This is a genomic window from Flavobacterium yafengii, from assembly GCF_030010375.1.
Taxonomy (GTDB): domain Bacteria; phylum Bacteroidota; class Bacteroidia; order Flavobacteriales; family Flavobacteriaceae; genus Flavobacterium; species Flavobacterium yafengii.
Window position 1 is genome coordinate 396,845 of sequence record NZ_JASCRY010000003.1, and the last position, 12,737, is coordinate 409,581.

At 30.7% G+C, this 12,737-nt stretch carries 13 protein-coding genes; all 13 read left to right on the forward strand.

Translation table 11 applies throughout. The features are described 5' to 3' along the window. Positions 1–338 precede the first annotated feature (338 nt). A complete protein-coding gene (locus QLS97_RS11985; protein ID WP_282716944.1) occupies positions 339–1,406 on the forward strand; it encodes a sensor histidine kinase in 1,068 nt (355 codons plus the stop codon). After that, positions 1,399–2,094, forward strand: coding sequence for a LytR/AlgR family response regulator transcription factor (locus QLS97_RS11990; RefSeq protein ID WP_282716945.1), 696 nt, complete (start codon positions 1,399–1,401; stop codon positions 2,092–2,094). Before QLS97_RS11985 ends, QLS97_RS11990 begins: the two co-directional genes overlap by 8 nt. A gap of 134 nt (positions 2,095–2,228) precedes the next feature. Next, complete coding sequence (locus QLS97_RS11995) at positions 2,229–2,621, forward strand: DoxX family protein (RefSeq protein ID WP_282716946.1); 393 nt, start codon at positions 2,229–2,231, stop codon at positions 2,619–2,621. A gap of 188 nt (positions 2,622–2,809) precedes the next feature. Next, positions 2,810–2,944, forward strand: coding sequence for a hypothetical protein (locus QLS97_RS12000; RefSeq protein ID WP_282716947.1), 135 nt, complete (start codon positions 2,810–2,812; stop codon positions 2,942–2,944). 288 nt (positions 2,945–3,232) lie between these two features. Continuing rightward, positions 3,233–3,616, forward strand: coding sequence for a carboxymuconolactone decarboxylase family protein (locus QLS97_RS12005; RefSeq protein WP_282716948.1), 384 nt, complete (start codon positions 3,233–3,235; stop codon positions 3,614–3,616). Between the two features lie 497 nt (positions 3,617–4,113). Beyond that, positions 4,114–6,525 (forward strand): TonB-dependent receptor, encoded by a 2,412-nt coding sequence (locus QLS97_RS12010; protein WP_428831788.1) that lies wholly within the window; start codon positions 4,114–4,116, stop codon positions 6,523–6,525. 11 nt (positions 6,526–6,536) lie between these two features. Then, entirely contained in the window at positions 6,537–7,361 is an 825-nt protein-coding gene (locus tag QLS97_RS12015; protein WP_282716949.1) for a DUF4249 domain-containing protein, read from the forward strand. Between the two features lie 119 nt (positions 7,362–7,480). Beyond that, positions 7,481–8,170 (forward strand): DUF4386 domain-containing protein, encoded by a 690-nt coding sequence (locus QLS97_RS12020; RefSeq protein WP_282716950.1) that lies wholly within the window; start codon positions 7,481–7,483, stop codon positions 8,168–8,170. A 48-nt stretch (positions 8,171–8,218) separates the two neighbouring features. Continuing rightward, positions 8,219–8,689: a DinB family protein gene (locus QLS97_RS12025; protein ID WP_282716951.1), complete on the forward strand. Its 471-nt coding sequence runs from the start codon at positions 8,219–8,221 to the stop codon at positions 8,687–8,689. Between the two features lie 210 nt (positions 8,690–8,899). Continuing rightward, positions 8,900–9,298 carry a GyrI-like domain-containing protein gene (locus QLS97_RS12030; protein ID WP_282716952.1) on the forward strand — a complete coding sequence of 133 codons (399 nt, stop codon included), beginning with the start codon at positions 8,900–8,902 and terminating at the stop codon, positions 9,296–9,298. 68 nt (positions 9,299–9,366) lie between these two features. Beyond that, positions 9,367–9,729 carry a DUF1801 domain-containing protein gene (locus QLS97_RS12035; protein ID WP_282716953.1) on the forward strand — a complete coding sequence of 121 codons (363 nt, stop codon included), beginning with the start codon at positions 9,367–9,369 and terminating at the stop codon, positions 9,727–9,729. 202 nt (positions 9,730–9,931) lie between these two features. Beyond that, on the forward strand, positions 9,932–11,230 hold the full coding sequence (locus tag QLS97_RS12040) for a serine hydrolase domain-containing protein (RefSeq protein WP_282716955.1): 1,299 nt from the start codon (positions 9,932–9,934) through the stop codon (positions 11,228–11,230). A 631-nt stretch (positions 11,231–11,861) separates the two neighbouring features. Further along, positions 11,862–12,677 carry a carboxypeptidase-like regulatory domain-containing protein gene (locus QLS97_RS12045; protein ID WP_282716956.1) on the forward strand — a complete coding sequence of 272 codons (816 nt, stop codon included), beginning with the start codon at positions 11,862–11,864 and terminating at the stop codon, positions 12,675–12,677. Positions 12,678–12,737 lie beyond the last annotated feature (60 nt).

A 12,737-nucleotide genomic window follows, 5' to 3' on the forward strand; every position in this document is an offset into this window, starting at 1 on the left:
AAATATAAGCTTTGGGGATTTTTGCTTTCCAGATTCCAATTGTATTTAAGGATTTGAACCCCAATTATTAACTTCTGCTGCACTAAATTTTATAGTTTTAAACCCCAAAACTACCAGTTAAAATTCCTAATAAATTCTTTTCAGCTTCTTTTTGTCCAACCAAAAAAAAAATCCAGTACCAAATTACATAAACAATTCTATTAGCATTACTTTTTATTTAGCCATCTACATGAGACTATCCCAATTTTGCAGACATATATCCCCAGTTGGAATAATATATTTTTTAATGATTTTAAAATCATCCAATATTGTTCTTCTAAATCCCTAAATTTGATCTTATGAAAAAATCAATCGTTATTTTATTACATATTGGTTTTTGGTTGTGCTATTTATTGTTAATAGCAATCATGGTAACCGTTTTCTTCAGAAGTAGTAGTCATGAAGTCGATCAAACAGAACGAGTTTTAAATGCATTAAAATCCCTTTTCCTTTTTGCATTTCTACCTTCTTTCATAACATTTTATGGTTGCTATTTAATTGTATTTCCAAAATACTTACAACAAAAAAAGTTTTTTCTTTCCTTTATTTTTGGCATCATGATTTCAATAGGAACTTCTATAATAGGGTATTTACTGATGCGGTATTTAATAGAAACGGGATATCTTATTGACATGGACCAAGGAGGAATAAACGGTAGGTCAACCGCAGTCAAAACAATAATATTTATGAGCTTTATTGCTTCAATAGTTGGTTTAGCAGCATTAATAATTAAAGGTTTTATTACCTGGGTTAAAGAAATAAAATTAAAAGAAGAGTTGAGACAAAAAAATCATGAAACAGAAATGGCATTGATTAAATCCCAGCTAGATCCTCATTTCCTATTTAATACGCTGAATAACATCGATGTACTGATTTTAAAAGATGCGACAGAAGCTTCCAATTATTTAAATAAGCTATCCGATATTTTGCGTTTTATGCTGTACGAAACGAAAACAGATGAGATTTTACTTAAAAAAGAGATTGAATACATAGAGAAGTACATCGAATTACAAAAAATAAGAACCGCAAATGCAAATTATGTAAGCTTTAAAGTAATAGGTAATCCAATAAACATTACTATAGCCCCAATGGTTTTTATTCCATTTATTGAGAATGCTTTTAAGCACAGTACTAATAAAAAAATAGATAATGCTATTAATGTTCAGTTATTTATTAATAAGGAAAACATCCTATTTGTATGTGAAAACAAGTTCGATTCCAATCGAAAATTAATAGAAGAAAGTAATGGTTTAGGAAATAATCTTATTCAAAAACGTCTAAATTTGTTATATCCAGAACAACATCTATTAGAATTAGACAAACAAATGAACCTTTACAGTGTAAAATTAACAATCAAAAATGGATAGATATTCTTGTATTATTATAGAAGACGAACCTTTGGCGCTTGAGAGAACTAAGAGTTTTGTAATCAAAGTGCCCTTCCTTAATTTATGTGGTACGTTTGACAACGCACTTGATGGCCTATCATATTTAAAAGCAAATAAAGTCGATTTACTTTTTTTAGACATAAATATGGATGAATTATCCGGCATCGAATTGCTTGAAAGTTCAAAAATAGAAAGTCAGGTTATTATAACAACTGCCTACCAGGAGTATGCAATAAAAGGGTATGAACTCAATGTAACCGACTACCTATTAAAACCTTTTACGTTTGATAGGTTTTTAAAAGCCGTAAACAAAGCACAAGAAAATAGTAACCAAAACCTTCCTAATGTGCCATTAGACTTTATTTTTGTAAAGACTGAAAATAGATTAGAAAAAATAGATTTAAGCGATATTTTATTTATCGAAGGAATGCGAGATTACCGAAGAATTCATATGATAAATAAAAAGATTATGACACTACAAAATTTTAGTGAACTAGAACAAATCATACCCTCCAATTTGGTTTGCAGAGTGCATAAATCTTATATGGTTGGAATTAACAAAATAGAATCCATCGAGAGAATGAGAATAAAAATTGCTAATCAGATTATTCCAATTTCCGAAACCTATAAAGAGCTGTTTTTTAAAATGATAAATAACAGAATATAACTTTTCAGTAAATGTGTTGCAGAATTAAAATACGAGTTTACAGACATCTCAGCCCACTTCGCATAATAAAATTGTAGCCCTAGCTGTATTCTTAGACTTTTGTATAAAATAATAACAATTTACACAAAAAAATCATGAAAACAGAAAACAAAAAAATCACTTATTTTTATTGGTCACTTTTAATACTATTGGCCGTTTTTTTTGCCATAAGCGGCTTTATGGAAATAACCAAAAACCCATCAACCTATCCAAAGACATTGAGAATGGGTTATCCACCCTATTTTATATTAACTCTTGGCATTGCTAAAATTGCAGGAGTAGTAGCTTTACTAATACCTAATCTAAAACGATTAAAAGAATGGGCAATTGCAGGTTTCACTTTTGATGTGATTTTTGCTTTTATATCCGGACGTGCAATAAATAGCAATGCCGACTGCATAAAAGCAGTAATTGTATTTTGTGTATTGATACTAACCTATTTCTTATTACTTAAAAGGGAATCGTTTCAGAGTGAAGTAACAATATAAAAGAGAGCCTGTTAACTTGGGTTCTTCAATACTATTTACTTACAACAACAGATAATTTGTATTAATCCTATTCAACTTCATATTTGTCCTATCCTGCAAATTGCTTCAGAATGTAATTTTGCTTAATAAATTAAAATAATAAATACTGAAATAAATTTCAAATGATATTTTTCTAAAACTCCCTTATTATGAAAACTAAAACTTCAATTTCAATAATCATATTATTTATTGGGTTCCTAATCAATACACAGAATAAAAAGCAAAACCAATTGGATGGCTCTTGGTTGGGAAAAGCGAATACTAAAGACCTAACTTCTTCATAACTAGTGATTTTTAAATTGGAATTGTAAAAACTGCAACAAATGAGTTAAGAAAAAGGTGGTTAGACAAAGTAGAAGAATTGGAACGGAAACAGAAGTAATTAAATAGAACCGAAAAACAACGAATAGCTAACAAGCGTTCTGCAAAAAAGCAAGTTCAGTGATAAATTGAACATTCAGAATTATAAATATATGTAATAAACTTAAAGTTGTGCTTTTAATCTCGCTTCTTCGCAAAGCTCCACATTTTTAACTGTCAGGCTAAAATTAATAACAATAAAAAATCAAAAAATGTTTGAACAATATTCAATAGAAACAGCACCTGAAAATTCAAAAGACCTTCTTCAAAACGCTTTTAATAAATTTGGATTTGTACCTAATCAAGACAAAATATTAGCTGTATCACCTTCAATTTATCAAGCTTATAATCAATCCTTTGATTTATTTTTAGGAAAATCCACATTAGGGTTCTTAGAAGGTCAAATAGTTCTTATGACAATTAGCTTTGAAAATAACAGTCCATACTGTGTGGCTTTGCATTCTTGGGGAATGGAAATGACTAAAGTATCGACAAAAATTATTAATGCATTAAGAAATGGACAACAAATAAACGACCAAAGACTTGAAAGTCTAAGAAATTTTACAAAGCAAATAATAAATATAAAGGGCATATAGAACCAAAAGAAATATCAGATTTTTTGAATGCTGGATTTACTCAACAAAATGTGATTGAAATAATTGGAGGTATTGGAAGTAAGACAGTTGCTAATTTAACAAATATAGTAGCAAAAACACCCTTAGATGAATCAATGAAAAAGTACATCTGGAAACGTCTCGAGTGAACAAATCACAGTTGAAATATGCCCGAACAACAAGGGTTTTGCGTCAGGCCGGAATACAAGCAGCGTTTGAATCGCGCCAAAGATGTACAATATGCACATTATTGGCCTTGCAGAAAATGAAAAAGGGGATCATTTATATCATAAATAACTCCGCTGATAATAATGATTGTGGTGGTTAACTCCACATGTCGAAAGAATATTTACTATCGAAAACAATTTCGGTAATGGTCAATAATAACGCCATTCCTAAAGCAATTCGTAAGAAAGTTGGTAAAAACTTGTAATGCTTTTTACCAATTTAAAATTAAAACCCTTTTTAAAAATAAAAACATGAATACAAAATTAATTTATCTCCTAACTTCGACACTGCTGCTTTTTTTTACTAGCATGTTTTCGCAAGACACAAGCTCCAGCGAACTGACGAAACAGAAATTCACTTTAAGTGGAACCGTTTCTGATGCCAAAAGCAACGAAACCATAATTGGTGTCAACGTTTATTTCCCCGAATTAAAAACAGGAACAATCACCAACGAATATGGTTTTTATTCTATCACTATTCCAAAAGGCAACTATACAATCCAATTGAGTTTTGTGAGTTTTGAAACGATAATAGAAAACGTTAATCTCGACAAAAATACCAAAAGTAACTTCAAACTTTTCAGTAACGAAGAACAATTAGAAGAAGTTGTTATTACAACCAATAGAAAGGCAACTAATATTAGAAAAGCTGAAATGAGTATCAATAAACTTTCTATTGCTACGATAAAAAAAATGCCTGTAGTACTTGGAGAAGTTGATGTTCTGAAATCTATTTTACTGCTACCCGGAGTAACCAATGCTGGCGAAGGCGCATCTGGTTTTAATGTACGTGGTGGTGGTGCTGACCAGAATTTGATACTTCTAGATGAAGCAACTATTTTTAATTCTTCCCATGTTTTTGGATTCTTTTCGGTCTTTAACCCAGACGCCATAAAGGATTTAAAATTATACAAAGGAGGAATTCCAGCAAGATATGGCGGCAGAGCTTCTTCCGTTTTAGATATATATCAAAAAGACGGTAGTAGCACTGGTTTTCACATGACGGGTGGAATTGGATTAATTTCTAGTAGATTATTGGCTGAAGGCCCAATAGTGAAAGACAAAGGATCTTTCCTTATTGGTGGTCGTGCTTCTTATGCACATTTATTTTTAAAACTCTCCGAAGAGCAAAAAAATAATGCAGCCTATTTCTATGATTTAAACACGAAATTATCGTATAAGCTTAACCCAAACAATAACTTATTCTTATCGGGCTATTTTGGTCGGGATGTTTTTAGTTTGGACAAAAGTTTTACAAATACGTATGGCAATTCAACTTTAAACCTGCGTTGGAATCATTTATTTAATGATAAGTTATTTTCAAATCTATCGGTAATATATAGCGATTATTACTTCGGATTAGATTTAGATTTAGTTGGTTTCAAATGGGATTCAGGAATTAAAAATTACAATATAAAATATGATTTCAAAAATTATATATCTGATAAATTCAAATTAAATTTTGGTGCCAATAGCATTTATTATGATTTCAATCCAGGAACAATAAATCCAACTAATCCTAATTCAGGAATAAATTCTACACAACTAGATAAAAAATATGCTTTTGAACCCGCAATATATATTGATGCCGAACAGGAAATCTCTAAAAAAGTTTCACTTTCGTACGGCTTAAGATATAGCTTGTTTTATAGGTTAGGCAAATCAACAACAAATATTTATACTAATAATGAACCCGTGACTTTTAATCAAGATGCACAGATTTATGAAAAAGCAACTCCCATTGGAACCAAATTTTATGATAAAAACAAAGTAATTCAAAGCTATAATTATTTAGAGCCTCGATTTTCTATTGCTTATGAATTAAATAAAAATCAATCTATAAAAGCAAGTTACAATAGGATGGTTCAGTATTTACAATTAGTTTCTAATACTTCATCGCCAACTCCACTTGATGTTTGGATGCCAAGTGATAACTTTATCAAACCGCAAATTGCTGACCAAGTGGCTTTGGGTTATTTCAAGAATTTCAACGATAATGAATATTCTTTTGAAGCAGAAACCTTCTACAAAAAAATCCAAAATAGGATTGATTATATTGATGGTGCTGATTTGATCGCAAACGAAGCCATAGAACAGGTAATCCTGAACGGGCAAATGCGTTCGTATGGTTTAGAATTAATGTTGCGAAAAAACGAAGGCAAATTGACAGGCTGGATTTCCTATACCTTATCAAAATCAGAGCAACAAACTCCTGGAAGAAACAGTTCCGAAATTGGTATCAACAATGGTCAATGGTATAATTCTGCATACGATAAATTACACAATCTTGCCGTTACTGGTGCTTATAGTTTAAATAAAAAATGGAGTTTTGGTGCTAATTTCATATTACAATCAGGTCAGCCAGTAACTTATCCAAACGGACAATATACCTATCAGGATATTTTAGTACCAAGTTATGGGTTGAGAAATGAAAATAGGTTACCGGTTTACCATCATTTAGATATTTCTGCAACCTTAACACCTCATAATAATGACAAACGGAGTTGGAAATCAGAATGGGTATTCAGTATCTACAACTTGTACAACCGCCAAAATGCTGCTTCAATAAATTTCAATCAAAATGTAGATACAGGAAACAATGAAGCAATGCGAACCTCAATTTTCGGAATTGTCCCTTCTGTAAGCTATAATTTTAAATTTTAAAAATGAAAAAAATGAAAACTAAAATAAATTTAATAATCGTATTACTATCGGCTATCTTTTTTAACAGTTGTGAAGATGTAGTTAACATTTCTCTAAATACAGACAACCCTAGATTAGTTATTGATGCTTCCATAAATTGGCAAAAAGGAACAACTGGTAATAACCAAGTCATAAAACTGTCAACAACAACTGATTTTTACACCAACGTGATACCTGTGGTTTCAGGTGCAACGGTTTTAATAAAAAACAGTTCAAATGTGATTTTCAACTTTACAGAAACACCTAATACAGGAATATATCTTTGTTCTAATTTTATTCCAGTTATTGACGAAACCTACACATTAACAGTTATCAATAACGGACAGACATACAATGCCACAGAAACCTTGAAATCCGTTGCTTCCATAACTTCAGTAACGCAAGAAATTCAAACGGGTTTAGGTAATGACTTTCTAAAATTAAAAACTTTTTTTAATGATCCGGCAGGCGTTGATAATTATTATCTCTATAAATATAAATTCTCAAATAATCTAAAACCGGAATACTCCATAGATGATGATCTCTTTTTTCAAGGAAATACATTTTTTAGTTTGGTACTCGAAGAAGATACTACTCCTGGCGAACAGGTTGAAATTACCCACTATGGTATATCACAAACTTACTATAATTACATGAGCATTCTATTAAGTGTAGCAGGAAGCTCGGGTGGAGGTCCATTTCAAACCCCACCAGCTACTGTGAAAGGAAATATAAAAAACGAAACGAATTTCGAAAACTATCCTCTTGGCTATTTCAGAGTAAGCGAAGCCGATACAAAGAACTATACAATTCAATAATTTAAGTTTTATCATCGTTGTATTACTAAACAAAGTGACTTATAATGTACCTGAACGGCTTAGTAAGCAATGATTTAACAATAAGTAACAATTGTAAGTAACAGCATTAAATATACAAAATGAATTCAATTAGAAAAAATGCAATAATTGTGGGAGTATTATTTATACTTGCAGCTGTTTCAGCAATAATAGGTTTAGCTCTATACCAACCTATCCTAAATGATCCAGATTTTATTATTAAAGGCGCAGCAAATAATACCCAAGTGATATGGGGAGCATTTTTTGAGTTGATTCTCGCCTTTTCAGTAATTGGCATCTCATATATGATGTATCCAATCTTAAAAAAGAAAAATGAAAATATGGCAATTGGTTATGTTTGCTTCAGGCTTCTTGAAGGTAGTATCGTAGTTATAGGAATAATCAGCCTATTATCATTAGTAACTTTAAACCAAGATTTCTCAAAAGTATCAAATCAAAATGTATCCTCTTTCTTAATTGCTGGCAAACTATTAGTTGCAGTTCACAATTGGACATTCTTGTTTGGCCCAAACTTTGCTTTAGGCCCTAGTACACTAATGATGAGTTATTTTTTGTATAAATCTAAACTCGTTCCGCGCTACATCTCAATCTTTGGTCTTGTAGGAGGACCTCTCATTTTTACATGCGCAGTGCTAGTCATGTTTGGAGTATTTCTTCAAGTTTCTGTTTGGGGCGCAATACTTGCAATTCCAGTATTCGCCTATGAAATGTCTTTGGCGATATGGCTGATTGCTAAAGGGTTTAATTCAACACAACTAGCAAATAGTTAGCGGTCATTGTACCGAACAACCCGAAACGACAAATTAACAAATTGAATTATGACACAGAACGAAATTATAATACTAAACTTTGAAGAAATTAGAAGACGAAGTATAAAACTTTGGATAGGAATTACACCAGAAAATTATTTTTGGCGACCAGACATTAATGCAATGAATTGCCTTGAAATGGTAAGACACGTTTTAGAAGGCGAACATTTGTTCCATATGATAGTTAAAAGGAGAGGAAATTTAGGCGACTATGTTTCACCTTGGACGAACAGACCTTTTACAAATTTGCAAGGAGAACTTGACTTTGCCGAACCTTTTAGAGTGGCTTTTATAGAAACGATAAAAGAATTCAGTCCGACAGACTTTTCAACAATTGAAATTATTCGTTCAGAAAAAGGACAACGCAGACGAATTGGAGATTATTTACAACGAATTGCATATCACGAAGCAGTTCACACAGGACAAATACTTTCATATTTACGGACACTTGGACTTGAAAGACCTCAAATATGGGACTAACAAACGGACTAAAAACAACGAACCGCTAACATCGGTTTGGCAATATGGAGGCTGACGTGCTTCGTATAAACATTTATGCAAACCAGAACATTTGTGCTTCGTATGAACAGTAGTGCTAAAAATCCGCTACATCGCCAGGCCGTATCCGTTGTAGGCAAGAATTTCACAACATTTCGGTAAAAAGAAAACTGAATTAAAAAAGTAAAGAAAATGGAAACAGAAAAGTTAGAAAAATTTTATGTTATTGGAATTTCGGTTAGAACAACAAACGAAAATGGAAAAGCAGGAACAGATATTCCTGAACTTTGGAATAAATTTATGTCGGAAAATTTAATCGAAAAAATTCCGAACAAAATTGACAACACAATTTATTGCATTTATACAGAATATGAAAAAGATTATACAAAACCTTATACAACAATTCTTGGATGCAAAGTTTCAAGTATAGAAAATATTCCGAACGAAATGGTTGCAAAAACTTTTGAAAATGAAAATTATAGAAAGTTTGTTGCGAAAGGAAATATTTTGCAAGGAATGGTTTTTGGAGAATGGACCAAAATTTGGAATACAGAAATTGACAGAAAATATTCAGCAGATTTTGAAGTTTAGGGAGAAAAAGCACAAAATCCAGAAAATGCAGAAGTTGGTATTTATATTTCGCTAAATTAAAACCCAAAATGGAGAATGAAATAGATAATTTTTATTTGCAAAAAGAAGAACCTACAAAAGGTTGCTTAATTGCATTACGAGAAATTATTCTATCTCAAGATATTGAAATCAGAAATGTATGGAAATACGGGATGCCATTTTTTTGTTACAAAGGAAAAATGTTTTGCTATTTATGGGTTCATAAAAAACATAAAAACCCATATTTAGGAATTGTAGAAGGAAATAGATTTGAACACCCGAAACTGATTATTGAAAAACGTTCCAGAATGAAAATAATGTTATTCGAGCCAAACGAAGATTTGCCAATAGAAACTATAAAAGAAATATTAACAAAAGCTATTAATTTTTACAAAAGTGGAAAATTAAAATAACTGAAAAATGAAACTACCAATTATTCCTGCCTACAACAGCCGTTTTGATATATAGTGTGATTTAGTGGAATTACCGTTTCGCATCATATTTTCTGCAAAGCCGAAAATTGAAAGGTTACGAAGCACACACCATCTCAAAGAGGCGGAACATTAGCGGTAATGCAACAACGACAAAATTCAACTATAAACAAACAATCGAAAAATGAAAACAATTTCAACTATTTTATGTATACTACTAACATCAGTTGGTTTATTTGGACAAGTAAAAAAGGACAGCTTAACTTACAAAGTTGACGAATATTTTACAGCTTTGACAAACTTGAAAAATTTTAACGGAAATGTTATTATTTCAAAATATGGGCAAATTATTCTTGACAAAACATATAACATCACAGGAGAGACTGACAGCTTAAAAGTTACTAAAGACAGTAAGTTTATCATCGCTTCCGTTTCAAAAGTTTTTATCAAATTTAGTATTTTGAAACTTGCAGAGTTAAAAAAACTTCACCTTACCGACAAATTAAACAAGTTTATTCCCGACTTTCCAAATGGAGAAAAAATAACGATTGAACAATTAATGCATCATCAATCAGGTTTACCAAGAGAGCTAACAAACAAAGATGCTTACGACAGTTTATCTCTTTCAAAAGTTGTTGATTTGGCAAAATTAGAGAAGTTGCAATTTGAGCCAGGGTCAGAAACGTTATACTCCAATGTTGGCTATTTCCTGTTGCATTATATTATTGACAAGAGTTCAAGCAACGGATATTTAGCTTTTATACAAAATGAAATTTTCAACAAAATGAAGTTGAACAATACATTAGAGTTAAATTCTACCACGTCAGTTCCAAAATTTGCTATGGGATTTGACAATGAGAACGGGAAATTAATGTCAACTTCTATAAAGAAATTAAAAAAAGCTGAAACAGGGAATTATCTTTCCACTATTGCGGATTTGTATAGTTTCAGCCAGCAGATATTATTGGGAAAAGTGTTAAAAAAACCCCTTGCACTTGAAATGTTTGGAAAAGATAGTGTATTAACTCAATCAGGCGGAAGGTCGGGTTACAGATCATATTTCTATAAGAATTTAAAGACAGGTATAACTTTCATTTTTATTTCAAATTACACAGACATTCCATTTCAAGAAGCAACTGCTGACATTATAAATATTCTTGACAAAAAACCTTATGAAGTTCCCCACAAAATAAATCGTGTAGAAATTCAACTTTCAACAGAAATACTAAAGAAATATACAGGGAAATTTGCATTGGAAGCTGATTTAACAAACATCTTTTCTATTGAATTAATAGGTAACAAATTATTTTTTGTTGATCCAAATGGAAAAAAATCAGAATTGCATCCAGACAGCGAAAATACTTTTTTTGAAAGCCCTACAACTAAGGACGGTTTTATATTTATGAGTAACAAAGAAACTAATCAATATGATTTAATTTTAATTGACACAGGCATAAAACTTAAAACAAAACGACTTAAATGAGAATGCACTACCGCTAACAGCGGTTTGGCAAAAGGCGGGCTGGCGTGCTTCGTAGAAACATTTGTGTTAAGATAAACATTTGTTCTTCGCATGAACTTTAGTGCTAAAAAACCCGCCCTTCGCAAAGCCCGAAACCGGTAAGAAAAAAAACAAAAGTTAATATTTATAGTATTTAACCAGCAAATCATAATGTGAAAAATAAATATCCCGATGCTTACATTAAAACAATGTTGTAAATTTTGTAAATCAACAATTGCAACGAGAAGCCAAAAGAATCAAATTTGCATATATCGATTTAAGTAAAGCATTCAAACACAAAAACAACAATTTAAGCCTTGAGTATAAAAATTCGAATGATCTACGTGTAAACCGTTTAGGACATCAAACTTGGATTAAAATACTTAAATCAAAACACTATTTGCAGATAAACTTGTAACTATATATTAAAAATTTCGACCTGAGTGTAAAAACTAAAATAAATGTTATGAATTCCACAAAAAAATTGAATATTATAAAATAAATTTCAAAATTAAACTTTCTTACTTTGGAAAATCATAAAATCGAAACTATCTAACTAACAGCAAATAAAACCGTTATAATCAAAAAAAAATCAATTTTTAAATTTTTAGCTATGAGTAAATTATTTTTTATTCCAATTTTTATGTTTTTTTCTTCTTTTATATATTCTCAAAGTATTAATGGGAGAATCGTGGATAGTTTAAATGTTCCTATTCAATATACAAATATTGGTATTAAAGGTCAAGATATTGGGACAGTATCAGACGAAAACGGCTATTTCAGTTTGATTTTACCAAATTTAAATCAAGACTCAAAAATTATTATATCAAATATTAGCTACAAAGTTAAAGAATACTCTATTAAAGATTTCATCAGTTTAATAAACACAAAAAAACAAATAATATTAGAAGAAAATTATCAACAACTAGAAGAAGTAGTTATAACTTCTAAAAAACTAAAAAAAGATAATAAAGGAAATAGAACCAAATCTTCACTAATAGCAGCTGGTTTTAAAAACAATTCTTTAGGTAGTGAAGTTGGCATCAAAATAAGAATAAAAGATAAGCCAACACATATTGACTCATTTAACTTTTTTATTACATCGTGTAAATATGATACTCTTTTTTTTAGATTAAATATATATTCTTTGAAGGATGATATGCCTTACGAAAATTTACTTTCTGAAAATATTTATTTTTCAACAGATATAAAAAAAGGCAAAGTCTCAATTGATTTAACTAAATATAATATAGTTGTTGATCAAGATGTAGTAATTACAATTGAGTATGTTAAAGAACTTGGTGAAGGAGGCTTGAACTTTTCAGGAAGTTTAATTGGAAATAAAATTTATCATAGACAAACCAGCTTTAGTGAATGGAAAAAAACAAGTACCGTGAGCCTTGGTTTTAATGTGGATGTGAGATACTAAAAAAAGGCATTTACAAAGAGTGAAGTTACTACCCTTAATTAGACATAGTCGTCATAAAAA